General features: G+C 39.3%; 25 protein-coding genes. 17 read left to right on the top strand and 8 right to left on the bottom strand.

Features of this window, described 5'->3' with window-relative positions; translation table 11 throughout:
- Positions 1-59 precede the first annotated feature (59 nt).
- Positions 60-2,786: a TonB-dependent receptor gene (locus BLO34_RS12610; RefSeq protein WP_090755794.1), complete on the bottom strand. Its 2,727-nt coding sequence runs from the start codon at positions 2,784-2,786 to the stop codon at positions 60-62.
- Positions 2,787-2,940: 154 nt separating this feature from the next.
- Between BLO34_RS12610 and dgt the strand changes: the two genes are divergently transcribed.
- Both dgt and BLO34_RS12600 read left to right on the top strand, forming a co-directional pair.
- Positions 2,941-4,269: a dGTP triphosphohydrolase gene (dgt, locus tag BLO34_RS12605; protein ID WP_090755792.1), complete on the top strand. Its 1,329-nt coding sequence runs from the start codon at positions 2,941-2,943 to the stop codon at positions 4,267-4,269.
- Positions 4,270-4,342: 73 nt separating this feature from the next.
- Positions 4,343-7,165, top strand: a complete 2,823-nt coding sequence (locus BLO34_RS12600; protein ID WP_090755791.1) for a T9SS type A sorting domain-containing protein — start codon at positions 4,343-4,345, stop codon at positions 7,163-7,165.
- A 4-nt stretch (positions 7,166-7,169) separates the two neighbouring features.
- On the opposite strand, the gene BLO34_RS12595 is transcribed toward BLO34_RS12600, so the two are convergent.
- Positions 7,170-8,930, bottom strand: coding sequence for a 1-deoxy-D-xylulose-5-phosphate synthase (locus BLO34_RS12595; RefSeq protein ID WP_090755789.1), 1,761 nt, complete (start codon positions 8,928-8,930; stop codon positions 7,170-7,172).
- A gap of 106 nt (positions 8,931-9,036) precedes the next feature.
- Here BLO34_RS12595 and BLO34_RS12590 point away from each other — a divergent pair, with 106 nt between their 5' ends.
- A complete protein-coding gene (locus tag BLO34_RS12590) occupies positions 9,037-9,486 on the top strand; it encodes a nucleoside deaminase (RefSeq protein ID WP_090755787.1) in 450 nt (149 codons plus the stop codon).
- Complete coding sequence (locus BLO34_RS12585; RefSeq protein WP_090755786.1) at positions 9,483-10,193, top strand: hypothetical protein; 711 nt, start codon at positions 9,483-9,485, stop codon at positions 10,191-10,193. Before BLO34_RS12590 ends, BLO34_RS12585 begins: the two co-directional genes overlap by 4 nt.
- Here BLO34_RS12585 and BLO34_RS12580 read toward each other — a convergent pair.
- A complete protein-coding gene (locus tag BLO34_RS12580) occupies positions 10,190-10,465 on the bottom strand; it encodes a hypothetical protein (RefSeq protein WP_090755784.1) in 276 nt (91 codons plus the stop codon). The genes BLO34_RS12585 and BLO34_RS12580 overlap by 4 nt on opposite strands.
- A 17-nt stretch (positions 10,466-10,482) precedes the next feature.
- Complete coding sequence (gene aspS / locus BLO34_RS12575; RefSeq protein WP_090755783.1) at positions 10,483-12,231, bottom strand: aspartate--tRNA ligase; 1,749 nt, start codon at positions 12,229-12,231, stop codon at positions 10,483-10,485.
- Between the two features lie 232 nt (positions 12,232-12,463).
- Here aspS and BLO34_RS12570 point away from each other — a divergent pair, with 232 nt between their 5' ends.
- The 3 genes from BLO34_RS12570 (at position 12,464) to BLO34_RS12560 (ending at position 15,181) form a co-directional block, all read left to right on the top strand.
- Positions 12,464-12,820 carry a toxin-antitoxin system YwqK family antitoxin gene (locus tag BLO34_RS12570; RefSeq protein ID WP_090756670.1) on the top strand — a complete coding sequence of 119 codons (357 nt, stop codon included), beginning with the start codon at positions 12,464-12,466 and terminating at the stop codon, positions 12,818-12,820.
- Between the two features lie 205 nt (positions 12,821-13,025).
- Positions 13,026-13,709, top strand: coding sequence for a TetR family transcriptional regulator C-terminal domain-containing protein (locus BLO34_RS12565; RefSeq protein WP_090755781.1), 684 nt, complete (start codon positions 13,026-13,028; stop codon positions 13,707-13,709).
- A gap of 131 nt (positions 13,710-13,840) precedes the next feature.
- On the top strand, positions 13,841-15,181 hold the full coding sequence (locus tag BLO34_RS12560; RefSeq protein WP_090755780.1) for an ABC1 kinase family protein: 1,341 nt from the start codon (positions 13,841-13,843) through the stop codon (positions 15,179-15,181).
- 141 nt (positions 15,182-15,322) lie between these two features.
- On the opposite strand, the gene BLO34_RS12550 is transcribed toward BLO34_RS12560, so the two are convergent.
- Complete coding sequence (locus tag BLO34_RS12550) at positions 15,323-16,606, bottom strand: metal-dependent hydrolase family protein (RefSeq protein ID WP_090755777.1); 1,284 nt, start codon at positions 16,604-16,606, stop codon at positions 15,323-15,325.
- A 69-nt stretch (positions 16,607-16,675) separates the two neighbouring features.
- Positions 16,676-17,809 (bottom strand): DegT/DnrJ/EryC1/StrS family aminotransferase, encoded by a 1,134-nt coding sequence (locus BLO34_RS12545; protein WP_090756668.1) that lies wholly within the window; start codon positions 17,807-17,809, stop codon positions 16,676-16,678.
- An 83-nt stretch (positions 17,810-17,892) separates the two neighbouring features.
- Between BLO34_RS12545 and BLO34_RS12540 the strand changes: the two genes are divergently transcribed.
- Complete coding sequence (locus tag BLO34_RS12540) at positions 17,893-19,185, top strand: 3-deoxy-D-manno-octulosonic acid transferase (protein WP_231959494.1); 1,293 nt, start codon at positions 17,893-17,895, stop codon at positions 19,183-19,185.
- Complete coding sequence (locus tag BLO34_RS12535; protein WP_090755774.1) at positions 19,163-20,137, top strand: 3-ketoacyl-ACP reductase; 975 nt, start codon at positions 19,163-19,165, stop codon at positions 20,135-20,137. Before BLO34_RS12540 ends, BLO34_RS12535 begins: the two co-directional genes overlap by 23 nt.
- Here BLO34_RS12535 and BLO34_RS12530 read toward each other — a convergent pair.
- The gene (locus BLO34_RS12530) at positions 20,134-20,796 is read right to left on the bottom strand and encodes a DUF2461 domain-containing protein (protein WP_090755772.1); all 663 of its coding nucleotides are present in this window, start codon (positions 20,794-20,796) and stop codon (positions 20,134-20,136) included. The genes BLO34_RS12535 and BLO34_RS12530 overlap by 4 nt on opposite strands.
- A gap of 121 nt (positions 20,797-20,917) precedes the next feature.
- Between BLO34_RS12530 and BLO34_RS12525 the strand changes: the two genes are divergently transcribed.
- The 5 genes from BLO34_RS12525 to BLO34_RS14595 all read left to right on the top strand — a co-directional run bounded on the left by BLO34_RS12525 (position 20,918) and on the right by BLO34_RS14595 (position 22,364).
- A complete protein-coding gene (locus tag BLO34_RS12525; protein WP_090755771.1) occupies positions 20,918-21,148 on the top strand; it encodes a hypothetical protein in 231 nt (76 codons plus the stop codon).
- Between the two features lie 70 nt (positions 21,149-21,218).
- Complete coding sequence (locus tag BLO34_RS12520) at positions 21,219-21,437, top strand: hypothetical protein (RefSeq protein ID WP_090755769.1); 219 nt, start codon at positions 21,219-21,221, stop codon at positions 21,435-21,437.
- A 129-nt stretch (positions 21,438-21,566) separates the two neighbouring features.
- Positions 21,567-21,815 (top strand): hypothetical protein, encoded by a 249-nt coding sequence (locus BLO34_RS12515; protein ID WP_090755768.1) that lies wholly within the window; start codon positions 21,567-21,569, stop codon positions 21,813-21,815.
- 127 nt (positions 21,816-21,942) lie between these two features.
- Positions 21,943-22,188, top strand: a complete 246-nt coding sequence (locus tag BLO34_RS12510; RefSeq protein WP_090755766.1) for a hypothetical protein — start codon at positions 21,943-21,945, stop codon at positions 22,186-22,188.
- An 11-nt stretch (positions 22,189-22,199) separates the two neighbouring features.
- On the top strand, positions 22,200-22,364 hold the full coding sequence (locus BLO34_RS14595) for a hypothetical protein (protein ID WP_157686819.1): 165 nt from the start codon (positions 22,200-22,202) through the stop codon (positions 22,362-22,364).
- Between the two features lie 32 nt (positions 22,365-22,396).
- On the opposite strand, the gene BLO34_RS12505 is transcribed toward BLO34_RS14595, so the two are convergent.
- Positions 22,397-23,164, bottom strand: coding sequence for a helix-turn-helix transcriptional regulator (locus tag BLO34_RS12505; RefSeq protein WP_090755765.1), 768 nt, complete (start codon positions 23,162-23,164; stop codon positions 22,397-22,399).
- A gap of 130 nt (positions 23,165-23,294) precedes the next feature.
- Between BLO34_RS12505 and BLO34_RS12500 the strand changes: the two genes are divergently transcribed.
- From BLO34_RS12500 to dinB, 3 genes are all read left to right on the top strand, one after another.
- Positions 23,295-24,122: an SOS response-associated peptidase gene (locus tag BLO34_RS12500; protein WP_090755763.1), complete on the top strand. Its 828-nt coding sequence runs from the start codon at positions 23,295-23,297 to the stop codon at positions 24,120-24,122.
- 10 nt (positions 24,123-24,132) lie between these two features.
- The gene (locus BLO34_RS12495) at positions 24,133-24,399 is read left to right on the top strand and encodes a hypothetical protein (protein WP_090755761.1); all 267 of its coding nucleotides are present in this window, start codon (positions 24,133-24,135) and stop codon (positions 24,397-24,399) included.
- 97 nt (positions 24,400-24,496) lie between these two features.
- Entirely contained in the window at positions 24,497-25,714 is a 1,218-nt protein-coding gene (gene dinB, locus BLO34_RS12490) for a DNA polymerase IV (protein WP_090755760.1), read from the top strand.
- The last annotated feature ends 127 nt before the right edge of the window (positions 25,715-25,841 follow it).

The raw sequence follows: 25,841 nt of genomic DNA, 5'->3' as shown, positions 1-25,841 counted from the left end.
GTAATAGGCGCAGAGTGTTAAGCTCAGTTTACCAAACGATTAACGAAGTTTACTAAACCTTAAAATTTATAGCTGTACCCTAAGCTGATGTCCAGACCACGTCGATATTGACTTAATGTTACGTTTTGATCTCCTCCATCTCGTTCTAATCTGTATTCAGGATTTAGTAAATTTTTAGCCTTAAGAGAAATTTTACCATTGTCACCTACTCCAACAGAGCTAACGAAATCAAGTGTAGGAACCCCAATCTCTTTAATATTTGCAAACCCACGTGTCCCTACAGAAAACACACGCTCTGTGAAGTAATTAAAAACTAAAGCCGAGTTCAAATTGCTGTCCCCTATATAGGTATTGTAGTTGACATCGAAATTAAATAGTAGTGGTGCAGCTCCTTGTAATTCTGTACTGTCATCTGTAAATTGAGCTAGAGGATCATCAAGTTCCTGTTTACTGTAAATGTATGAGGCGTTAAATCCCGCTGCTAATTTATCACCACGATTATCACCTTCTGCATTGAGAACTTCGTTTTCAAAAATATTCTTACGTACCTCTATCTCTGCACCTATAACAGTAGCTTGATCTCCAACATTAAGATAGGTAAGCGTGTTCCCTGCGGTTGGAATTTCAGTTCTTGCAATAGGGTCCTTTATGTTCTTATAAAATCCTGTTACAGAGAAAAGCTCGCCTCTTGAAGGGTAAAACTCATAACTAATATCGAGATTAAGGACTGTAGAAATATCTAGATTAGGATTTCCTTGTGTGGATGTACCACCAGCATTATCATATCTAAAAGGAGCGATCTCTTTAAATCTTGGTAAGATGTAAGTTCTACTACCAGCGAGTCTTATAATATTATCATCATTTATATTGTATTTCAGACCGGCGCTAGGCAAGAATAGATTTTCTTCAATAGTTGCGGGACCGTTGGCAATACTGTTTGCGATGTTAGTATTGTATTCTACTTCCTGTGTGATATTCTCAAAACGGGCACCAGCTGTCAATAGCAATTTCTCACTTAGATTTCTAATATAATTTACATTTCCCGAAGCGATAAACTTATCGCCTATATAATTGAATGGAACGAATGCATTAGGATTAAGAATAGAACCACGGCCAGTTTCAAGTCTAAAAGTGCCATTATTCAATGACTCTTGATTATAAATATCATCTGGACTGTCAATATCAACGGCAATTCGCCCATCAAAAGTGTGGTTAAATGTTGTGGCCTTAAACACATGGTGTGTGAATCGATAATCGCCTCCAAAGGTTACATAGTTGAGCAAATCACTATCTGCACTAGCAAAATCATAATTAAACAATGCTTTAGCATTATAATCATTCTCTTGTATCTCGCTAAAATAACGCTGATTGTTACCACCAGAGTCTATGTTAGGAGAGTAAAATCCATCCCTCAAAAGATATTCAAAATTTCTACGATCTGGCTCGCTTCCACGCAATGCATTAAAGGAAGCATCTGCCGCTAAAGTAAATCGCTCAGAAAACTCAAAATTTGTCAATATTTGATTGACAAAAAGGTTATTATCATTGGTCTGTTGCCTTCTAACAAAAACCTGATCTCCTTGTTGTTCAGGGTTATCAATCCCTTGAAATTCACTTAAATCTTGTGAGTTTTTATGGATGTACATAGAAAGAACTTCTACGTTATTACCTCCAAATTTGTAATCTAAATCGATTTGAGCTATTTGTGAGGTTTCATAGCTATAACTAACAAAATCCTGATCTAAGTAAATAGCCCCAGCACTTGTTGTGTTTCTAACCGTACCATCCCTAAACCTATAACCATTGTCAAATGTCAACAACCCGTAAACGTTTAAAGTATTTTCTCCAAGGTCAAATCTTTTACCACCATTGATATTTAATCCTAGGTTGACCAAGCCAGATTGGTTTTCTGTATTGATAGAATTATCGAAACTATAGCTTCTCAGGTTATCTACAGGTAATTCTGCATCTGCAAAACCAAAATAAGAACCACCATCTATTGCTTTGAAATCTTCTCCTACCGTTTGTAAGTTCGCGCCAGTAGAAACTCCTACTTCTAATTCGTTGCGATCAGTTAATCCTTTAAGATCTATATTAATATTTGCCCCTGCATTGTCACCAGTCAATTCAGAATTCAAAACTTTATTAATATCAACTGTTTCAATGAGATCAGATCCAAAAAAGTCCAAAGAGATGTTTTTATACTCAGGATCTTCAGATGGTAGCGGCAAACCGTTTAATGTAGTGGAATTGTAACGGTCACCCAATCCTCGAACGAAAACATTCTTAACACCAGCCTGTTTACTAACACCACTAACCTTGGTAACAGCACCTTCAGCATCACTCACTCCTTTTTGAGAAAGTTCTTCTGCACCAATAGACTGTTTTATCGTCACCGAATTCTTTTTTTCCTCAAGCAATGCCTCTGTACTTTCTCTAGATTTAGCCACAGTAATGCTTACCGCATCCAGCGATGCAGCCTCTGCACTCATGGGAACATCTATTGTGGTTGTATATCCAGAACGCACAGTTACATCAGGAACCTCAACGGTCTTCATACCAACAAAAGACACAACTAGCGTGTAAGTTCCTGCTGGAGCAACAATGGAATATTTCCCATCAATATCTGATTGAGCACCATAATTCGTTCCCTTAAGAACAACGGATGCAAAAGCCACCGGTTCATTTTCAGCATCCTTATCTACTAAAGATCCATTTACTTTTCCTGTTTGCGCTGATGTAAAGGCAGTTACAAAAACAAATAGAATAAAAAATAATTTGTTCATTACAAGTCGTTTAGAGTTTGCAAAAGAACGATTAGAATGGATTTCGCTAAGTTAATTTAGCATTAGCATTCTGAGAGACTTTGTTAAGAAACGGTTAAGCCATGTTAAGGCATCTCATTTAGCTGACTACTCTTATATTGCAATAAAAATTTTGATGGACTGGTTACAACTTCTTTCCCTTAAAAAACACGGTGATACTTTGCCTAGACACAGAAAGAATCAGGACGATCTGCGGCTGGGATTTGAAGTAGATTATGATCGGATTATTTTCTCTTCACAGTTCCGTAGCCTGCAGGACAAAACGCAGGTCATACCGTTGAGCCAGACAGGTTTTGTGCATACCAGACTGACGCATAGTCTCGAGGTTTCAGTAGTTGGAAGATCTTTGGGGCGCATGGCTGGAAAGCAATTAGTAGACAAACATGTATCACTCAAGAATGCTGGTTATCAACATCAGGATTTTGGCGCAATAGTGGCGGCGGCTGCGCTGGCGCATGATATAGGGAATCCGCCATTCGGTCATAGTGGTGAAAAGGCAATTGGCAGTTACTTTGCCTGTGAAAAGGGAAATGCTTTAATGAGTTCGCTTTCGCGAAAGCAACAACAAGACCTTCTAGATTTTGAAGGAAATGCCAACGGTTATCATTTGCTCAATAAAACTGTCCCAGGATCGCCTGGTGGTTTGCGTTTGTCCTATGCCACATTAGGCGCATTTGTGAAGTATCCAAAGGAATCCCTACCTATAAAACCAACGCAGCACATCTCGCAAAAAAAATACGGTATATTTCAAGCAGACGTTTCTCATTTCCATGATGTCGCTCTAGAATTAGGACTTAGTTCTACTGATGAGAATCAGCCATTTCATCGTCATCCATTGACCTATCTAGTAGAAGCTGCAGATGATATTTGCTACACAATCATCGACTTTGAAGACGCCATCAATCTAGGTCACATTGCAGAAGATCATGCGCTGGAATTACTTATCAATCTTGTACGTGATACTATTAAAAACGAAACCTACAGAGCGCTTTCTACCACAACGGAACGCATTGCATATTTAAGGTCTATTGCTATAGGGAGTTTAATTGCAGATTGCGTGAAAGTATTCATGGAGAACGAGCAAAGACTTTTAGATGGCTCACTTTCCTCATCCCTAACAGATCTTTCTAGGTTCAAACCGCAGATTGATGATATTTTGTCCATCACCAGGCAACAGCTCTACCGTCACCCAGATGTGGTGGAAAAAGAGATAGCAGGTTACAAAATTTTAACGTCCATACTTGATGCTGTTATTACTGCAAGTGTCAATCACTTGAATCATCAGGTCTCGAATTATGATCGGTTGATTTTGGAAATTATTCCTTCAACAGCTTTAGTTTCAAATGATCTTTACGACAGACTATTAGCGGCTTGCTGTTATGTAGCGTCTCTAACTGACACTAAATCGTCACGTTTATTCCATATCATCAATGGAAAGATTTAAGAAAGATTATAAAACCAGCGCTAACAGCTTGACGTATCTTTAAACCACTATTTTATAATATTATTTACTTATAATGAGAAAAAATACCATTGTTGCCCTTTCCATCGCACTAGTTGCTATCATAACATTATTCATATTTAATTTTTCCAATAATGATGATGTAGATATTATTGAGCAAAAGCGTGAAAAACACAGAAAATTTCTAGCAGAATCTCCATTTAATGACACAAAGAATCTTTCTAAAGATGAACGTAAGAAATTAGGTTTGCCTCCTAATGCTTATAATGAAAGGCTTTGGGAGCTAACAATGAATCCAGACTTAGGATATCCTACACCATTTTTGGTGGACCCAATAGATGTTGATTTACTTCAACAAAAAGCTAGTCCTGGTTCAGTCACATCACCATGGATCGAACGCGGCCCTCTCAGCGTAGGTGGAAGAACAAGAGTGGTCTTTTTTGACCCAAATGATGTAGGAGCAAACAATGGTGATGGTGTGGACTATAATAGAGTTTTTGCTGGTGGAGTTGGCGGTGGCTTATGGGTTAATGATGATATTGAGGATGAGGCGAGTTCATGGAAAATTATAACAGGAGTCGCAGCAAATCTTACTGTTAGTTCCTATGCAATAGATCCCAACAATAGCAACATTTTCTATATAGGGACCGGCGAGCAATATACCAGAGGTGCCGCAATTGGAACAGGCCTTTACAAATCAATCGACGGCGGCGTTACTTGGACTGAATCTGTAATCCCACCAGCGGGAGCAGGAGATTTCAACAATGGTGACAATATCTTTGAAAGTGGTATATTTTTCATAAATGATATCGCTATAAGAGACGTAAATGGCTCATCTGAACTGTATGTCGCTGTTGGAGCCTCACAATATCTTGATCCCAATTTTAATATTTCTGATCCCGTTAATAGCCTTGGTTATCAAAGCTCTGGATTATATAGGAGTGTTGACGATGGGTTCAATTGGTCTAGAATCGAGGATGAAGATTTTGAATACCAGTTAGGTGATTTAACGTTGTATTATACACCTAATGATTTTGAAATTTCTGCTAATAATAATTTGGTAATGGGAACCATAAATACCTTAGGGGTCAATCAAGGTGGTGGAAGAATTTTTTCAAGCACTGATGGTATTAGTTGGGATCTTGAACAAACGATAAATGGAGGTGATAGAATTGAAATTGCCGCTTCTACAACAGATGAAAATAAATTCTATGTTTTAGGACAGGTGAACGGTAGAGCCGATATTTTTCTAACTGATGATGGATTTAACACACTCACCCAAATTGCAGAGCCTGAAGATGTTGATTTAGGTATCCCAGATACTGATTTTACTAGAGGACAATCATTCTACGATCTAGTTATAGAAGTTGATCCAGAAAATGACAATCAAGTTTATGTGGGAGGAATCAATATGCACCGTAGCCGTAATTCTGGTTCTGCATGGACTCAGTTATCAAAATGGTCAAATAACCCAAACATGAACACCTTGGATGTTCCATTTGTTCATGCAGATATCCACGCGATAATGTTCAAACCAGGCAATTCAAATCAAGGACTCGTTGGATCAGACGGTGGTGTTTCTTATGTTGATTCATATAACAGAGCTGCGAGAACTTCCAACGGTATAGATACTCGCAACTTGGGTTATAACGTTACTCAGTTTTATTATGGTGATGTAAATCAAATTGATTTTCAAAATAGCGATAGTTTCGTTGGAGGTACTCAAGATAACGGGTCACCCATCATTGATAACTCGGTACCAAATGGCGGTCTGACAGAATCTTTTGATCCAACTGGCGGCGATGGTTCATATTCCGCAATAGATGATGAAGGTGAATATGCGATTCTTGGTTATACTGGAAGAACCCATATCTATTTAGAATATCCAATCACCAATGGTAGTAGTAGCTATTTCATTTCAAATGATAATGATGGTGATTTTATAAATGTTGCGGAGCTGGATAGCCGTTTTGATATTTTATATGCTAATTCTTTAACATCCTCAAATACAAATTCTATAACTGCTTGTAATCTAGAGCCTAATTCTGCTACGTGTAATGAAATTTCTGGAGGTGGTCTAACTGGTACTAGAGCTACCGCTATGAAGGCATTACCATTTGATTCAGACTTACCAACATTGTACGTTGGTACTCAAGATTCCAAACTATTAAGAATAAATAATGCAAATTCTAGCGTCGATCGCGTCATTACAGATATAAGCTCTACAGACTTCTTAGGCAGTGTATCAGATATAGAATTTGGAGCCTCTGAACAAGAAATTTTTGTGACGTTCCATAACTATGGAGTTAATAATGTTTGGTATTCAAATGACGGTGGGACAACTTGGAGTCAAAAAGATGGAAATTTACCTGACATTCCTGTAAAAGCTATTTTACAAAACCCATTGAACCCTTTAGAAGTTATTATAGGAACAGAACAAGGCGTTTTTTCAACAGCTGATTTTGATAGCGAAAACCCTACTTGGACAGTTTCAATGAATGGAATGACTAACGTTAAAGTATACGATCTCGACTTAAGAACCGCTGATAATACGGTGTTAGCAACTACACATGGCCGTGGAATGTTTACTGGTAAATTCACAGCAGAAACTGCAAGTATTAGTAGTGAAACCTTAACCCAAGCGATCAAAGTTTATCCAACTCAGGTAAAATCAGAAATTTTTATATCTAGCGATCAAAACTTTACTGATGCTCAATTGACTATTTATAATTTGAATGGTCAAGAAGTTTATCGATCCGTAGATGATATTTCTAATAATCGTCAACGCATTGATGTGTCTTCATTGAGCTCTGGATTATATTTCCTGAAAGCTAAAGGCAATGGTTTGGATCAAACGACGAAGTTCTTGAAAGAATAATTAACTATAGACTTTTAATAAGTCGCAACAAGGTCCCGCGATCGATCCCTGCTATTTGTTGCAGATCGCTTGTGGGACCTTGTTCTATAAAAGAATCTGGTAAACCTAATTTGTGGATGGTGCCTTTGTACGCTTTCGCGAAAGCGTAATCGCTAACAGCACTTCCCATTCCACCAACCACGGTGCCATCTTCAACAGTGATCACATGACCATGGTTCTCAAAAACTCGCTCTAGCTGATGTTTATCCAGCGGTTTTATAAACCTTAAATCTACATGAGTGATATCGATGTTTTCAGATTTGATCAAGTCTTCAACCATAACACCTATGGTTCCTACACTTATCACGGCAATTCTTTTACCTTGATTCAGAAGTCTGGACTGGCCTATCTCCATTTTGGTAAAAGGCTTCTTCCAATCAGTTATTGATCCACGACCTCGCGGATATCTTATTGCAATAGGTAAATTCAATCCCAACTGCGCCGTATACATCATGTTTCTCAATTCGATTGCATCCATTGGTGCAGCAATAATAATATCTGGAATGCAATTAAGAAATGCCAGATCAAAAGCGCCATGATGCGTCGCACCATCTTGCCCGACTAATCCAGCTCGGTCCAGACAAAAGATCACAGGTAACTTCTGTAAAGCCACGTCATGAATTACCTGATCATAGGCACGTTGTAAAAAAGTAGAATAAATATTACAAAACGGAATCAATCCACGAGTAGCCATTCCTGCTGCCAGTGTTACCGCATGCTGCTCTGCAATCCCAACGTCAAAGGCACGATCAGGAAAAGCATCCATCATGATTTTCATGGAACTACCTGTAGGCATGGCTGGAGTGATGCCTACTATTTTGTCATTTAGCTCAGCAAGTTCTACTATCGTTTCACCAAAAACATCTTGGAATTTAGGCGGTAACTTGCTATCATCCTTTTCAGGTATATCACCCGTAACTTTGTCGAATCTTCCAGGTGCGTGATAGCGCACCTGATCTAATTCTGCTTGTTTGAGTCCTTTACCCTTTGTGGTTCGTACATGAAGTAATCGAGGACCTTTTAGGTGCTTTTGTTTGTTCAGCTCTTCAATTAAAGCAGGCAAATCATGTCCATCGATAGGTCCCGAATAATTAAAATTGAGCGACTCAAAAATATTATCGCGACCAGTTTCCTTTCCGCTTTTTGTTTTGGTGAGATAGTCTTTGAGAGCACCTACCGCAGGATCAATTCCTATCGCATTGTCATTAAGAATCACCAACAAATCAGCACCACTCACACCAGCATGATTCAACGCTTCAAAGGCCATACCGCTGGCAATACTGGCATCGCCAACTACAGCAATGTGCTTTCTAGATTCCTTCTTCAGTTGTGTTGCCATAGCCATTCCCAAGGCGGCGCTTATGGCCGTGGAACTATGTCCAACGCCAAAGGTATCGTACTCGCTTTCTGATCGTTTAGGGAATCCAGAAATCCCACCCAATTCTCGATTGGTATGAAAAACATCACGCCTTCCTGTCAATATTTTATGCCCATAAGCCTGATGTCCTACATCCCAAACCAGTAAATCTTGAGGAGTATTAAAAACATAATGCAAAGCTATCGTCAACTCAACCACACCTAGACTAGCGCCCAGATGTCCTTCCTTTGAAGCAACTGCATCAATAATGAACTCTCTCAATTCCTGAGCGACGGTAAGGAGTTCGCTTTCGCGAAAGCGTCTTAAATCAACAGGAGAATCAATTTGGGAAAGTAGGTCTTGTGACATGTTTCAAAGGTAATTCTTATTGAAACTGAATGCGAACACGATTCTGGAATTTGAATTTCTTATTTCAGATTCCTGTTGAAGTTGTAATTCCGCTTACTTTTATGATATGTTAGAACCATTTGATGACGCCTATTTCATGAAGAAAGCCTTGCAAGAGGCAGAAACCGCACTAGATCGCGGCGAGATTCCTGTTGGCGCTGTGATTGTAATAGACAATAGAATTATCGCCAAAGGCCACAACCTCACAGAAACACTAACGGACGTCACCGCGCATGCAGAAATGCAGGCGATTACCGCTGGGTCAAGCTTTTTAGGCGGAAAGTACTTAAAGGATTGTACACTATACGTGACGCTTGAACCTTGCCAGATGTGCGCGGGAGCACTGTACTGGTCACAAATATCGAGAATCGTTTTTGGCGCTAGTGATGAACATCGCGGCTACAGAAAAATGGGAACTCTATTGCATCCCAAAACAAAAATCACACACGGAATTCTAGCCAAAGAATGCAGTGATTTACTGTATGCATTCTTTGCAGCAAAACGTAGATTGAATTGAGTTGGCTCTCTCAATTTATCAACTTCAAATTTTATTGGATCAATGCGATTTGGTTCGGTCTTGGTTTTGTTCTTTTCACAATTATTGGAACATTGAGCCATGAGGCAGGACATTATATAGTTGCTAAGCAATACTTTAATAGCCCAAGCTTTCATTACGGTTATGTAAAATACGGTGATTGGAAAGAGGTGGAGCCTGATTGGTATAATCAGCGGTTGGATGAGAATGACCAACTCAAACCAGAGTTTCAAGAAGAATTTGATCGATTGCTCGCAATGAACAAAGAGCAACACTTTTACACAACCTTAGGCGGTCCACTGCAGACAGTTTTTTTTGGTACGATAGGTTTTATATGGCTACTTTATAGAAAGAAAAACTCATTTGCACTCAAGGATTGGTTGTTGGTTTTTCTAGCATTTTTCTGGTCCAGAGAAGTTTACATGATCTGCTCTCAAATGTTCACATGGATTCAAACTGGTAAATTGTCTTCAAGAAGCGATGAAACTAATCTATCTTCTTTTTTTGAATGGCACCCTTTGAGTGTGTCCTTAATGCTGGGCTCTATAGGTTTTATAATAATTTGTTACATAATCTTTTTCATTATCCCCTTGAGGCATCGATTCACTTTCCTTATTTCGGGATTTGTAGGGAGTATTTTCGGTTTTTGGTTTTGGCTAGATTTCCTTGGGCCTCTAATTTTGCCTTAATTCCAGCGACTCTTGTCATCCCAATCGTCATCCTCTTCTTCTTCTTTTTGCTCCTTAGTTTTAGTATTGAAACTAAATTTAGACAAGTCTTTCCTGCGATAGCGCACAAAAATAAAAGCAGGCATCAATACAAAGAATATAAAGACCGTTGCAAAACCGACCAGTTTATGACCGAATACAACATCCTCGCCATCGCTAACTATGTACAAACCGATTCCTATCACCGTTAAGGCAATTAGAAGCAGCAGACCGATAAATTTAGTAGCGTTCAATTTGGTTCAGGATTCAATTAAACAGTCACTTTCAAGCTCAACTCCTTCAATTGCTCCTCATCAATCTTTGATGGTGCATCGATCATTACATCACGGCCGTTATTGTTCTTAGGGAATGCAATAAAGTCACGAATGGTTTCTTGACCACCTAGAATAGCAACTAATCGATCAAAACCAAAAGCAAGTCCAGCATGCGGTGGCGCTCCATATTCAAAGGCGTCCATCAAGAAACCAAATTGCGATCGAGCTTCTTCCTCGCTAAATCCTAAATGATCGAACATCAAGGATTGTAGCTCCTTGTCAAATATTCTTACAGAACCGCCTCCTATCTCGTTACCATTCATCACGAGGTCATAAGCGTTAGCACGCACATTTCCTGGATCTGTAGACAGCTTCTCAATATCTTCTGGTTTAGGCGACGTAAACGGATGGTGCATCGCGTGGTAACGTTTCGTGTCTTCATCCCATTCTAACAACGGGAAGTCGACCACCCATAATGGTGCAAATTCATCGGCTTTTCTTAGGCCTAATCGTTCTGCGAGCTCCATTCTTAAGGCGCTCAACTGCGCTCTGGTTTTATGAGCTGGACCGGATAATACACAGATCAAATCTCCAGGCTTTGCACCTGTAGATTCTGCCCATTTAGCTAGGTCGTCTTGATCATAGAATTTGTCGACGCTGGATTTGAAACTACCATCTTCGTTGTATTTTGCATATACCATTCCCATGGCTCCTACTTGAGGGCGCTTCACCCAATCGATCAATGCATCGATTTCCTTTCTCGTCATGCTGGCACCACCGGGAACTGCGATAGCGACCACTAATTCTGCTTCATTGAAGATTTTGAAGTCTCTCGCTTTCGCGAAAGCGGAAATATCTCCAAACTCCATCTCAAAACGAATGTCTGGTTTATCATTACCGTACTTCTCCATCGCTTGTTGATAGGTCATGCGAGGGAATTCTGCCAGATCCACATTCTTTACTTTCTTAAGCAAATGACGTGTCATTTCTTCAAAAATATTGAGCACATCTTCCTGCTCTACAAACGACATCTCGCAGTCAATTTGAGTAAATTCTGGTTGGCGATCTGCACGTAAATCCTCATCTCTGAAACACTTTACGATCTGGAAATATTTATCCAATCCACCTACCATAAGCAGTTGCTTAAAAGTTTGTGGTGACTGTGGCAAAGCATAAAATTGACCTTCATTCATACGCGACGGTACCACAAAATCACGTGCCCCTTCAGGCGTTGACTTGATCAATACTGGTGTTTCCACCTCAACAAAATCTTTGCTTGATAGAAAATTACGTACTTCCATCGCAACTTTTGATCTAAAGATCAAATTCTCACGCACTGGATTGCGACGTATATCAAGATATCGGTATTTCATGCGCAACTCTTCACCACCATCTGTTTTGTCTTCAATGGTAAATGGTGGTGTTTTGGATTCACTGAGAACCTTTAATTCTTTTACAAGAATCTCTACGTCACCGGTAGGCATCTTGTCATTTTTGGACTCGCGCTCAATCACGGTTCCTTTCACCTGTATCACAAATTCACGACCGAGGTTTTGTGCCTGTTCGAGAATCGTTTTATCAGTGCGCTCTTCATCAAAGATTAGCTGAGTAATCCCATATCGATCTCGCAAATCTACCCAAACCATAAAACCTTTATCACGGCTCTTTTGAACCCAGCCGGCAAGAGTTACTTCCTTATTGATATCGCTGGCGCGCAAGCTGCCACAATCGTGTGATCTATACATAATTAATTCTTGTAATAAGCTTGCAAAAATAAGCCGATTACAACCATTTAGCAGCAAAAAGAACGTGTTTATAGAGGATTAAACGCGCAACAAGGCATTTGAAGCACACTTACTAACTTGTTTATAATACTGTAATACAGTTGTTTACATTTTTAATGTAAAATTAATGTTACCAAATAATGTATTTAATGTGTTTTTATGTTTAAATTTGAGTCAAATAAAAGGCATAACTATGAAGACAATACTAATTTTAAGTGTAATGATGCTAGGCATGATTACATACGCACAAGAAGTTAAGCCAAAATTTGACCAGTTAAAAGACGGTACGATTGAGGCAACTTATTTCCATGAAAATGGAACCATTGCTCAAAAAGGTTTCTTTATGAATAAGAAGAGACATGGAGAGTGGACGAGCTTTGACAAAAAAGGTCAAAAAACGGCAATCGCAGAATTTGAGAATGGTCAGAAAATTGGAAAATGGTTTATCTGGAATGGCGATAAGCTAACTGAAGTTGATTACAGAAAGAACAAAATAGCATCCGTTAATACTTGGATCGATAATACGGCAGTGGCAAGCAACAAGCCATAAGTTAAACTTAAGCGTAAAATCTTAACCGTCTTCTTTTATCAAGAAGACGGTTTTTTTATGCATGGAATTGAGATAGTCGTAAAAATTTAGATCAAACTTTTGCAATCAATTCGTTATTGTGACGACTTAATCTTAACACAGATTTGTTTAATAAAATGTATACAAACATTAAACAGACTGTATCTTTACCTAAATAATTGATATTATGGCAACTGTGAAGAAAACTGCTGCAAAGAAAACAGCTAAGAAAAAGGAAATCAATCGTCAGGATGTGATTACCGCATATATGGAATACGTACTTGAGCATGAACGCACTCCTAAGAGTGTTTTCAAATTTGCTAAGGAAAACAATATGACCGAGCAAGAATTCTATGGCTTCTTTGGGAGTTTTGAAGGATTGCGCAAGGAAATCTGGAATACATTTTTCACTATGACGATGGATGTAGCCCACAAGAGTGAAGATTATCACAGCTTTTCCAACCGTGAAAAAATGCTCACGTTTTTCTACACGTTTTTTGAGTTATTGACTCTCAACCGCAGCTACGTCTTATTTGCGTTACAGGAAAATCAGCATATGATGAGTAAGATGGAGCAGCTCAAAGGCTTACGTAAACACGTAAAAAGTTTTGCAAAAGAACTTATTCAGGATCGTAACGAGAACAAGAGTAACATCCTGCTAGAGCGCTCTGAGACCGTATACAGTGAAGGTGCATGGGTTCAAATGTTATTCCTTTTGAAATTCTGGATGGACGACGATAGTGCTGGATTTGAGAAAACAGATATGGCGATCGAGAAATCTGTCAATACCATTTTTGATGTGTTTGATAACACACCATTGGATGCTGTTTTTGATTTTGGCAAATTCCTTTGGAAAGAGAAAATGGCATAGATTCAAGCAATTTCCAAGTACCAACATTTGCTCAATTAATCAGTGGCATTTGGGTTAGTTCGCTTTCGCGAAAGCGGAATTGTGATCAAACATATTACCACAATTCAGTAGTCTGAATTTATCATCAAACAATGAAAACACTAGATAAAATACCTACCAGCAAAATAGGTCGCACAACAGAGCTTGTGAAGACTGGAGTAAAAATAGGTGGGAATTATCTCAAATATTATTCTAAAAAGGCCGTAAATCCCGGTATGGATCGCAGCGAGCTTGATGAAGATAATGCAAGTGATATATATGATGGATTAAAGAGCCTTAAGGGAAGCGCTCTCAAGGTGGCGCAGATGTTATCCATGGATAAAAGTTTGCTGCCTGGAGCTTATGTAGAGAAATTTAGTTTAGCACAATTTAGTGTGCCGCCATTGTCTGCACCGTTAGTACGCAAAACTTTTAAAAGATATCAAGGTGCTTTTCCTGAAGAGATTTATGATACATTCTCTAAAGATTCCATAAATGCAGCGAGTATAGGCCAGGTACATAAAGCTTCAAAAGATGGTCAAGAATTAGCGGTTAAAATTCAATATCCCGGTGTAGCGGAATCCATTGGTAGTGATCTTGCCATGGTAAAACCTATTGCCATTAAGATGTTCAACTTGAAAGGCGAGGATTCAAAACGCTATTTTGCAGAAGTCGAAGATAAATTACTAGAAGAAACTGATTATAATCTTGAGGTAGAGCAGAGCATTGCTATCACTGAGGCTTGTTCTCATATTCCAAACCTACATTTCCCAAAATACTACCCTGAACTTTCCAGCAAGCGCATTATAACGATGGACTGGATGATAGGCCAGCACTTGAGTGAATTTGCCCTAACCGAATTTGCTCAAGAAACTGGCAATAAACTGGGACAGACATTATGGGACTTTTACATGTTCCAGATGCACGGATTGAAAGCCGTCCATGCAGATCCACATCCTGGTAACTTCTTGATCTCAGATTCTCATGAGTTGATTGCGATTGATTTTGGTTGTATTAAGCAAATTCCAGACGAGTTTTATCAGCCGTACTTTGAACTAGCGGTTCCTGCGAGTATTAATAATCCAGAGATCTTTGAGCAAAAGCTGTACCAGCTAGAAATCTTACGTGAGGACGATAGTCCTAAGGAAATCAAGTATTTCTCAGCTTTATTTCACGATATGCTTAGTCTTTTTACCAAACCATTCCAAGAAAAAACATTTGACTTCGCAGATGAGTCATTTTGGGATCAGATTAGTTCTTTGAGTGAGAAATACAGTAATGATAAAGAGCTCCGTAAAATGAATGGTAATCGTGGTAGTAAACACTTCTTGTATATCAACCGTACATTTTTTGGTTTATATAATTTGCTGCACGATTTAAAAGCAACCGTGAATACTAAAGATTACTTCAAATATTTAGAGGAGAAAGGATTTAAGAATCATCCTGCTTTGTAATTATATATTTTACTAAATAAAAAACGCCGCATTACGCGGCGTTTTTTATTAAAGACTGTTGAAAATGATTCAGCAGGATATAATTTATTCCTATCCTTAGGTACGGAATTAATTCCGCACCTAAGGATTAAAATGATTCCTTTAATTCTTAAAAACTTTACCATCCTTCATTACAAAATTTACAGTATTCAAAACGTCCACATTCTTCTCAGGATTATCTGAAACAGCGATAATATCTGCAAAGAAGCCTTTTTTGACTTGGCCTATCTGGTCTTCCATTTGAAGAATTTTTGCAGGAGTGATGGTAGCGCTTTGAATCGCTTCCATAGCTGGCATTCCTGCCTCTACCATGTAACCGAATTCCATAGCATTTTTACCGTGTTTGAAAACGCCAGCATCTGTTCCAAAAACAATAGGCACTCCTCGTTTATACGCTCTGCCAAATGTTCCTTGAATCTGTGGGCCTACCGCTCTTGCTTTAGGGACTACTATTTCTGGATAGAAACCTTCTTCTTCGGCTTTCATGGCTACTTCTTTTCCTGCGGTTATTGTAGGGACTAGATAGCAATTCATCTTTTTCATGAGATCCATGGTCTCTTCACTCATGTAAGTACCGTGTTCGATGGTCTTAACGCCACCTTCTACAGCACGTCGCATTCCTTCATCACCATGTGCGTGTGCCGCCACGTGAAATCCGTAATCTGCAGCGGTGCTGGTGATAGCTTTTATTTCTTCTACCGTGAACTGTGGATTGCTACCATTCTTTGCGACACTTAAAACACCACCAGTAGCAGTGATCTTGATACAATCGGCTCCGTTTTTATACCTGTGTCGCACTGCTGCTATGGATTGATCTACTCCATTTGCAACTCCTTCGCGTGGACCAGGATCTCCCATAAAAGCAGCGTTCCCACCATTGGTAGGATCTGCATGACCACCGGTGGTAGCGATTGATTTACCAGCCGTAAAAATTCTAGGGCCAACCAGTTTTCCTTTATTGATAGCATCGCGCAAACTGATGTTGATACCACTACCTCCTAAATCACGAACGGTCGTAAATCCTTTCATCAATGTAGTTTCGGCAAAAGCCACTGAATTGTACGCCACGTCTGCAGGATCATCTACAAATTTTGAAATATATGCCTGCGGATTATATTCCGTTTCCATGTGAACGTGCATGTCTGTCAAACCTGGCAATACCCATTGATCCTTCAGATCAAAATATTTGACATCTTGCGGAATAGCCGTATAGCTTTGAGAAACATCAGTAATTTCAGTTCCATTAACCTTGATGGTCATTTCATCCATCCATTGTCCTGATTCCGTATCAAGCAAATGTCCTGCATGAATGAATGTGATGGTTTGTTGAGCCACCGCAGTAAAGGCGAATGCTACCGTGAATAATAATATATATAGATTTCTCATGTTAAGGATTTAAAGGTTAGATATTGGGCTGATTGTGAGTTACGCTTTCGCGAAAGCGATACAAACCATCTACCCATTTACAAAGTCAATGATGGTTTTAGTAATAAATCCAATCTGCTCATCGTCCAGCTCTGTATGCATAGGCAGCGAGATGCATTCTTGGACAAGTTTATTAGTCACGGGAAAATCGGCCTCATTATAGCGTTCGTCTTGATAAGCCTTTTGTTTGTGTAAAGGAATAGGATAATACACACCACATGGAATTCCGTTTTCATTCAGGTGTTTTACAAGTGCATCGCGATCTGCATCCTTAATAACTAAAGTGTATTGATGGAATACGTGACAATCACAGTTGTCACAAATGAGCGGTGTGATAATCTTAGATTCCTGCGAGAAAGCATTGGTATATTTTCTGGCAGCATCTCTCCTAGCATTATTGTAATCATTGAGGTTGCGCAATTTAATTCTCAAAACTGCCGCCTGCATGGAATCCAATCTAGAGTTGACACCTACCACATCATGATGATAACGCTCGTACATTCCATGATTCACGATACCGCGTATGGTATGTGCAAGATCATCATCATTGGTAAAAATCGCGCCGCCATCGCCGTAACAACCAAGATTTTTTGAAGGGAAAAACGATGTTGTTCCCGCGTGACCTATGGTTCCCGTTTTGGATTTGGAACCGTTGGAATGCATGAAGTTGGCACCTATACCTTGAGCGTTGTCTTCAATAACAAATAGATCATGCTCTTCAGCGAGCTTCATGATCTCATCCATGTTAGCTGCAAGGCCGAACAAATGGACAGGAACAATCGCTTTTGTATTAGGCGTGATCGCGCGCTTCACCGCTTCAATGTCAATATTGAAATCAAACGGATTCACATCTACAAGGACTGGCGTGAGTTGTAATAGAGCAATCACTTCTACTGTTGCGGCAAACGTAAAGTCTGCAGTGATGACCTCGTCGCCTGGCTTCAGGCCTAATCCCATCATCGCTATTTGTAAAGCATCGGTACCGTTAGCACATGGGATCACGTGTTTCACGTTCAAATAGTCCTCAAGTTCCTTTTGAAAAGCATGAACCTCAGGACCATTAATAAATGCGGTTGTCTCTATGACTTCCATCACATTTTTATCAACCTCTGGTTTGATCTTTTCGTATTGACCCTTCAGGTCTACCATTTGAATCTTACGCATGCGTTTTTGTAGTTTAACAGCTGTAAACAGCGACATTATTGTAAAAATACGATATAAGTAGCGCATCGCCCAACGCCTATTTTATGCTATTTTTACGACCTATGCCTATTTTAAAAAGTTTGTATGATACGGGTTCCGCTTTCGCGAAAGCGGCACTTCCCATAGCCGGTTTCTTCAACAAGAAAATGCAGTTGGGATCACAAGGTCGGGAACGATCGTGGCATATTCTTGATACCAAAGTAAAGAGCACAATACCAAAAATATGGGTGCATGTTGCATCTTTAGGCGAGTACGAGCAAATAGTACCGGTTCTTGAAAAACTCAACCGAAAAAAATATCAGGTTGTACTTACATTCTTCTCACCTTCTGGCTATGAGAATAAAAAGAACACCAACCTAGCTGATGTCGTGTGCTACTTACCCATCGATGCCGTTTCAAATGTATCCAAGTTCATGGGTCTGGTCGAGCCATCTCTAGCCATTATGGTCAAATACGAATTCTGGCCTAACTACTTGAATTCACTCAAAGCAAATAAGGTCCCAACCATTTTAGTGAGTGGAATTTTCAGGGAAAAAATGAGTTTCCATAAATGGTATGGATCCTGGATGACAAACTCTCTAAAAGCGTTTGATCATTTTTTCCTGCAGAACGAATCTTCCTTGCGTGAGCTAAAAAAGCTAGGGTTTGAGAACGCTAGCGTTAGTGGTGATACCAGATTTGATAGGGCTAGCCAGCTCATAGAACGTGATAATAGAATTCCTGCACTAGAGAAATTCATCGCAGGCAAACCATGCCTCGTTATAGGTAGCAGCTGGCCTAAGGATATTGAAGTCATGAAAAAATGGCTCATAGAAAATGAAAAGTCCAAAGCAATTAAGGTGATTATCGCTCCGCATGAAGTGAATACAGAAAAAATCACTGAGCTGGAAGATTCATTGCCATTTGAAACCATACGATGGACAGAGACCAAAACTCACGAGAAATTATTATCGGCAGACAGTAGTATTCTCATCATCGACTCGATCGGTTTACTGACTAAAATCTACAGCTATGCGAGTGTTGCATATGTGGGCGGCGCCATGGGCAACTCTGGATTGCACAATATCCTGGAAGCCGCAACTTATGGAGTTCCTGTAGTGATAGGCAAGAATTATGAAAAATATCCAGAAGCCGGCAAACTTGAGGACCTCGGTGGATTATTCTCCATCTCAAATCCTCAGGATTTTACAGACACGGTAAACAAGCTATTTCAAGATGACTTTTTGCGGGAAAAAACAGGCATGGTTTGTGGGCATTGGGTCAATAGCAACACAGGCGCTACAGATCAGGTGCTGGAATATTTAAAAACCATTGATGAAGAACTTATTACTTCTTAGTCTATTACTGACTTTCAGCTTATCAAATGCCCAGAAGATCACTCTTCTCGATTCTATATCAAAAGAACCAGTTTCATTTGCAACGATCAGCTTCGGTAATGGGAAAGGAACATTTGCAGATGGAGACGGAATATTTACGCTTTCGCGAAAGCGATATCCCGACGTTGATTCCCTTACTGTATCATCTATAGGTTATGAGGACTTGCTTGTTGCAACGGCAGATGTGACCGATAAGCTATTCATGAATCCATCAAAAGCACAAATGGATGCCATTATTGTGCTAGCCAGACTAGAAGGGAAATTCAAGGAAGAAGAAATAGATGCAGAGGTTCACGACAATTATTTTGACTGTTGGTTGCCTACTGTGGAGTCAGAAATTGCCATAAAATTTGAACGACAAGATAATCGTCAGACTTCTCTAAAAACAATTTTGATTCCCGTTGTTTTGGAAGAAAGTCAGGCCAGCAAAAAAGGCAAACTACAGGCTTTTTCAACCATGTTCAGAGTACAATTCTACAATGTTAATGCAGATGGATCGCCCACAAAACAATCCAATTATCCTTCTCAAACTTTTGTAATGACTCAAAAAACCGATGAGATTCACGAACTGGATGTTGAAGAATTAGGTGTGCAAATCCCAGAAAACGGGATTTTTGTAGCCATTCAGGTACTAGGCTACACCTATCCAGATGGAAGATTGATCGATGCAAAAAAATATCGTGAGATCGATACCCGTCGCGGCGTGGTTAAGGTTTCTACCACCTACAGACCGTTATTACCATTTACAGACGAGATCGATGGAAAGAAAACCTGGGTGCGCCGTATATTCTTTAATAACAAATCATGGCAATTATTTGACCTGACTTACAACCCCAATAGTAAGTTGGTGCGATCAGGTCACGATAACTACGGCATGGGTGCTATTCTCAAAGTATATGAGCCGCGAGACTAGACCGTAACGGCCTTATTTAGGTAGTTTCTAAAAGGCAGCATTTCTTTATAAACTTCCACACATTTTTCTTTGAAATCATCCTGCATAACTTCCTTTTGAGTAACGTCATGTTTTACTGCAAAGCTTTTGCGGCGTAATAGATCGATATGTTCATGATCCTGAGAGTAACCCTTAGGTGAAGTTTTTAGCTTGTTCTCATCCTTGATCATCTTGGTAAAGGTGTCTTTGAAGGATTTTTTATTCAGGATTTTCTTGAATTCTGCACCATTGTAATCTATCGCGTCACGTATAGAGTCTAATGTTTCTTTTTTTGGATTCCAGAATCCGCCGGCGAGAAAGCAACCATTAACTCCTAAATGAATATAGAAATCACCTTGTTTCCCATTTTCTGAGAGATCGAGTCCAGCTCCAAAATGATCTTTATAAATGGGCTTGTTGGGATGGTAAAGCAAGTTGTTGTTGATCCTATTGATGGCTCTTTTACCTTCGGTTGAATGATAGTTTTTGTCAATTTTTCCAAGCTCTGCATCTAACTCGTTGAGCCATGATTTATACCAGTCGCGTACTTGCTCATACTCGTCCCGGTTGGCATCCATCCATTCCTTATTGTTATTTTTTTGTAGCTCTCTTAAGAAAGAAAACATTTTATGGAAACTCATGTAGTTTTTCTTATAAAGGTAAAAATGAGGTGTTTATTATGTTAATAAGTTGTGAGAAGATTAGTAAATTAAATGGATAAAAAAAATACTTTTGCCGCTTTAATCATTAATTCATCAACCAATGAAAAAAATCGTATTTAGCTTAGCAGCCCTTTTTATAAGCGCCACTGCATTGACTTCATGCCGCGAGACTGAAACTAAAACTGAAACCATCGTTAAAGAGGTAGAAGTAACCGCAGATGAAACTACAGAAGAAGCTGGTGGAATTCTTGAAAGAGCTGGACAAAAAGTAGATCAAGAAGCCAACAAAGAAATCGATAAGGCTATTGACAACATAGGCGACGACAATTAATTAAATACTACCGGCAATAGCCTCAGTATATTCATATTTACATCATCATTTAACCTTAAAAACAAACACAATGAAAAAATTAAATTTATTATTTATCGCACTTTTTGCAGTTGCTTTATTCACAACTTCATGTAGAGAAGAAACTACAGTTGAAGAAACTAACATTGAAGAGTCAATGGAAGAAGTAGGCGATGACATCGAGGATGCTGCAAATGACGTAGAAAATTCTATGGAAGAAGGCGCTCAAGAAGTTGAGGATGAAATCGAAGGAAACGACGATGCTTCTTAATTAGAGATCATTCATATTATTTACTGAAAGGCTGTTCTTATCGAACGGCCTTTTTTGATTTCACTGAAAATAGTAGGAAACTATTTCAATATTTTTATATTTACCCCTTCAACCAAAAACATTTTAACAATGAAAAAATTAAACTTATTATTCATCGCCTTATTCGCAGTAGCTCTATGTACTACTTCATGTAGAGAAGAAGCTGATAGCGCTGAAGAAAAAATGGAACAAATGTCTGACGACATGGAAGAAGCTGCAGACGATGTAGAAGATGCCATGGAAGAGCGTGCAGATGAGCTAGACGAAAAAGCAGAAGAAGTTGAAGACGCGATGGATGATCGTGCTGACGACATGGAAGATGCTGCTGACGATATGTAGGAACGTATCGTTTTTACTATTCTTATTATAGAAAGCTGCCCTTTTTGGGCAGCTTTTTTTGCTTAAGGTTATCATTTAGTATCATTTCAATAAATTATATTTAGATTTTTAACTAGAACCTTTTACTATGAAAAAATTAAATTTAGTCTTCATTGCCTTATTCGCAGTGGCTTTGTGTACTACCTCATGCAGAGATGAAGCAAATAGCACCGAAGAAAAAATGGAAGAAATGTCAGACGATGTGGATGATGACATGAGCGATGACGACGCTCTAGGTGATGATGATGCTACAGATCCTGTAGAAAACACAGTACAGGAAGGCGTTAATGAAGTACAGGAAAATACAGGAATGGGTGGCGAGGACGACGCATAAATTATAAAATTATGAAAAGAATATTTACAATATGTGCGGTTTGCGCATTACTGGCTCCAGCTTTGAATAGCTGTCGCGAAGAAAAAGAAATCGAGGTTGAAACATTAGCACCAGATGCTGATGACAGCGGCGACGATGGATATGATACCAATCCTACACCTACTGATCCAGATTGATAATTCTGGAATAAAATAAAAAAGGAACCTGATCAGGTTCCTTTTTTTATGCTTGCGATCTCATCACGCAGGCTGTCTAATCCTTGTTTGAGAGAAATCATGGCTTCTTGACCTTCATGAACATCAAGGTCAAAACTAAGTTTTGAATTGACTTCCCATAACTCAGATATCTCTGCAACTTGCTGTTCTATAATGGGATATTCGTTATTTAAGGAAATAAGCATCACTCGTTCCTGAGAATCTTTGCGCAGTTTTTTGACTACTACCGCTTCATTAGTTACTATAACGTGAATTTTTCCATCATTAGCCTGACGTATACTTTCTACGGCGCGACCCATGACCCATTCACTAGGTTGTAACACCGGCAACATACTATCACCTTTTACCTGAAATGCACGGTAACTTCCTTCCTTATATTGTGGTAGCGGTATACTAAACGCTGGCAACTCGTTGAACCAATCGGTATCCTGTAGATTGTTCGCATAACCAGCACTTGCCTTGATAGGGACCATAATCATGTTCTCGCGCTCACTCACATCCATGGTGATGATTTTGGGAGCCGTACTCTGGCTGGTCTCGAGATACTTATTGTAACTATTCCCATACAACCACAATGGATTGATATTGAACTGGCGCAGCAATTCAGTCACGATTTTACCGGTAATTTTCTTTTTACCGCGTTCAATATCTGCGGTAGTAGCGCCTGCATCCAGCAATTGCGCAAATTCACTTTGCGTTTTACCTAGATCCTCGCGAACCTTTTTGAAGCGTTGCGCCTCTGTAGAAATCTCTTGTCCCATAGTTCAAATATACTCCTTTTAGGAATTATTCCAATTTTAACACTGGAATATTTCCACATATTAGGAATTATTCCATACTTTTGAAGTGTAATCAGAAATACTTCTAGGAATATTTCCAAAATCAAAAGTTATGTGTGGAAGAGCATCAGTTATAACACCAGCAGCATTGTTGGAGAAGCGTTTTAATGCCGCTTTCGCGAAAGCGGAACAACTCAAAGAAAATGTGAACACGAGTGCCGGCAACAAAATACCGGTAATCACCAGTGCAAGACCTAACCACATACAAATGTTTACGTTGGGATTCACACCACACTGGGCGCACAAGCAAACCTACATGATCAATGCGCGAGCAGAAGGCAGTCTCAATCCAGAAAACAACTCCAATTATAAAGGCGCTGCTGGAATATTCCATAAACCTATGTTTAGACACGCCATCAAATCGCAACGATGTCTTGTCCTTGTAGATGGTTTTATAGAAGGTCCAAAACTGGAAAAGCTAAACAAGCCATACTTGGTTTACCCTAACAGAGATCGTGGGCCATTTGCACTTGCCGGAATCTATGACGTATGGGAACATCCATTGACAGGCGAACAGCATCATACTGTTGCTATTACAACAACAGCAGCAAATAGACTGACTCAAGCCATAGGACATCACCGTGCACCAGTAGTATTGAGCAGAAAGCAAGAAGAACAATGGCTGGACAAAGATCTTTCCATTGCACAACTGACTTCTATCATGCGTCCATTTGATGACAAAGGATTCAATGCTTATCCTATCTCGCAAAAAATTAAAAATCCAGAACATAATGGGTTGGATCTATTGAAGCCTGTAGGTGATAAGATTTTTAAGGATTATGATAGATGTCTATATGATCGATTAAAGTTTGTAGAAGAAAAGCCATATACCATACGTGAGGAACGATTAGTAGCTGGAGACCAATTTGTACTTTTTTAAATAAGAAGCCATGAATATTGAGAACATAAAAGCAGATCTAGCCATGCGGGTCCAGAACTTAATGGCTACCAGAAGCAAAGTAAATTCTGGAATGACTAAAACGTGGAAGGATAAGGTTGCAGATACTGATCATCTAGTACAAAAAGTATATGAGACACTGTACGAGATCCTACAAACCAATGGTATTGAGTTTTCCAGTCATAGGGAATTTGACGGATTGATTAGTCTTCTAGAACCCAGCGTCAATGATATCATTATTAAAAATATAGAGGACTAGACCAATCTCCTTATTAATAATACCGGCCAACCTCACAGTACAACCTGTGAGGTTTTTTGACCACTAATTTTAAGAAAACCGCCTTACCATTAATCGCATGGCTCACAAACAAATTATGCATATTGACTTGGATACGTTCTATGTTTCGGTGGAGCGTAAGATGGATAATAGGCTCAAAAACAAACCACTTCTTGTAGGTGGTACTAGCGATCGTGGCGTCGTTGCTGCTTGCAGTTATGAGACGCGCGGTTTTGGGGTTCATAGTGGTATGTCCATGAAACTAGCGCGACAATTATGCCCAGAAGCGATTGTAATAAGAGGTAACGCTGGTACCTATTCAAAACACTCTGATGAAGTCACTGAAATTGTCAAAGAACAAACTCCGCTATTTGAAAAGTCCAGCATTGACGAGTTCTATGCAGACCTTACGGGAATAGATAGGTTCCATGGCTGCTATAAGTTGGCTAGCGAGGTGCGCAGCAAGATCATTAAAGAAACTGGTTTGCCTATTTCCTTTGGATTATCCATTAATAAAGTAGTCTCAAAAATTGCTACGGGCGAGGCAAAACCCAACAACCAACTCATGATAGAAGATGGACATGAAAAAGAATTCATGGCACCATTATCCATCAAAAAGATTCCGCAAGTTGGAGATAAAACCTATCAAACGTTGAGGCACCTGGGCGTGAGAAAGATTCATACCATTCAGGAAATGTCAGAAGAAATGCTCATTAATGTATTGGGTAAAAACGGCAGTCTTATATGGCGACGCGCCCAAGGTGTGGATAACAGACCTGTCATTGCTTTCAATGAACGCAAATCTATCAGCACAGAACGCACCTTTGATAGTGATACCATAGATGTCAAAAAACTAAAGTCCATTCTCATCGCTATGACTGAAAACCTAGCGTATCAATTGAGACGTGGCGATAAGCTTACGGCTTGTGTCAATGTAAAAATCAAGTATTCTGACTTCAACACCTATTCAAAACAGATGCGTATTCCGTTTTGTAGTGCAGACCATATTTTGATTCCTAAAATCTTGGACTTGTTTGATAAGCTCTATAACCGCAGGGTTTTGGTGCGTCTTATAGGCATACGCTTCTCGCATCTGGTAAGCGGTCATTATCAAATAAACTTATTTGAAGATGATGAAAGTGCGTTGAACCTATATAGTGCCCTAGATAAAATCAGGGAAAAATATGGAGATCGCATGGTGGTGAAAGCCGCTGGAATGGAGGCTAGAACCATAGGTAGGATGGTCAATCCATTTAATGGTTTGCCACCAGTGGTTCTTGCGCACAGGAAGCAGTGAGTTGATAGTTAGTAGTTAGTAGTTAGTAGTTAGTAGTTAGTAGTTAGTAGTTAGTAGTTAGTAGTTAGTAGTTAGTAGTTAGTAGAAAATGTCAGTTCTAGCACGGTCGAGAACTCTTTTTATTGAA

The sequence above is a fragment of the Nonlabens sp. Hel1_33_55 genome, assembly GCF_900101765.1.
In the GTDB taxonomy this organism is placed as follows: Bacteria; Bacteroidota; Bacteroidia; order Flavobacteriales; family Flavobacteriaceae; genus Nonlabens.
Note: the sequence above shows the minus strand (reverse complement) of the source record. Positions and strands in the feature narration are given on the sequence as shown.

Coding starts and splice junctions, on each gene's coding strand:
- BLO34_RS12505 (WP_090755765.1), bottom strand. CDS start 23,164: ATGGGACAAGAGATTTCTACAGAGGCGCAACGCTTCAAAAAGGTTCGC.
- BLO34_RS12510 (WP_090755766.1), top strand. CDS start 21,943: ATGAAAAAATTAAATTTAGTCTTCATTGCCTTATTCGCAGTGGCTTTG.
- BLO34_RS12565 (WP_090755781.1), top strand. CDS start 13,026: ATGGCAACTGTGAAGAAAACTGCTGCAAAGAAAACAGCTAAGAAAAAG.
- BLO34_RS12600 (WP_090755791.1), top strand. CDS start 4,343: ATGAGAAAAAATACCATTGTTGCCCTTTCCATCGCACTAGTTGCTATC.
- BLO34_RS12540 (WP_231959494.1), top strand. CDS start 17,893: ATGCTATTTTTACGACCTATGCCTATTTTAAAAAGTTTGTATGATACG.
- BLO34_RS12545 (WP_090756668.1), bottom strand. CDS start 17,809: ATGCGTAAGATTCAAATGGTAGACCTGAAGGGTCAATACGAAAAGATC.
- BLO34_RS12515 (WP_090755768.1), top strand. CDS start 21,567: ATGAAAAAATTAAACTTATTATTCATCGCCTTATTCGCAGTAGCTCTA.
- BLO34_RS14595 (WP_157686819.1), top strand. CDS start 22,200: ATGAAAAGAATATTTACAATATGTGCGGTTTGCGCATTACTGGCTCCA.
- aspS (WP_090755783.1), bottom strand. CDS start 12,231: ATGTATAGATCACACGATTGTGGCAGCTTGCGCGCCAGCGATATCAAT.
- dgt (WP_090755792.1), top strand. CDS start 2,941: ATGGACTGGTTACAACTTCTTTCCCTTAAAAAACACGGTGATACTTTG.
- BLO34_RS12535 (WP_090755774.1), top strand. CDS start 19,163: ATGAAGAACTTATTACTTCTTAGTCTATTACTGACTTTCAGCTTATCA.
- BLO34_RS12610 (WP_090755794.1), bottom strand. CDS start 2,786: ATGAACAAATTATTTTTTATTCTATTTGTTTTTGTAACTGCCTTTACA.
- BLO34_RS12590 (WP_090755787.1), top strand. CDS start 9,037: ATGTTAGAACCATTTGATGACGCCTATTTCATGAAGAAAGCCTTGCAA.
- BLO34_RS12520 (WP_090755769.1), top strand. CDS start 21,219: ATGAAAAAATTAAATTTATTATTTATCGCACTTTTTGCAGTTGCTTTA.
- BLO34_RS12595 (WP_090755789.1), bottom strand. CDS start 8,930: ATGTCACAAGACCTACTTTCCCAAATTGATTCTCCTGTTGATTTAAGA.
- BLO34_RS12570 (WP_090756670.1), top strand. CDS start 12,464: ATGAAGACAATACTAATTTTAAGTGTAATGATGCTAGGCATGATTACA.
- BLO34_RS12530 (WP_090755772.1), bottom strand. CDS start 20,796: ATGAGTTTCCATAAAATGTTTTCTTTCTTAAGAGAGCTACAAAAAAAT.
- BLO34_RS12550 (WP_090755777.1), bottom strand. CDS start 16,606: ATGAGAAATCTATATATATTATTATTCACGGTAGCATTCGCCTTTACT.
- BLO34_RS12560 (WP_090755780.1), top strand. CDS start 13,841: ATGAAAACACTAGATAAAATACCTACCAGCAAAATAGGTCGCACAACA.
- BLO34_RS12500 (WP_090755763.1), top strand. CDS start 23,295: ATGTGTGGAAGAGCATCAGTTATAACACCAGCAGCATTGTTGGAGAAG.
- BLO34_RS12495 (WP_090755761.1), top strand. CDS start 24,133: ATGAATATTGAGAACATAAAAGCAGATCTAGCCATGCGGGTCCAGAAC.
- dinB (WP_090755760.1), top strand. CDS start 24,497: ATGGCTCACAAACAAATTATGCATATTGACTTGGATACGTTCTATGTT.
- BLO34_RS12525 (WP_090755771.1), top strand. CDS start 20,918: ATGAAAAAAATCGTATTTAGCTTAGCAGCCCTTTTTATAAGCGCCACT.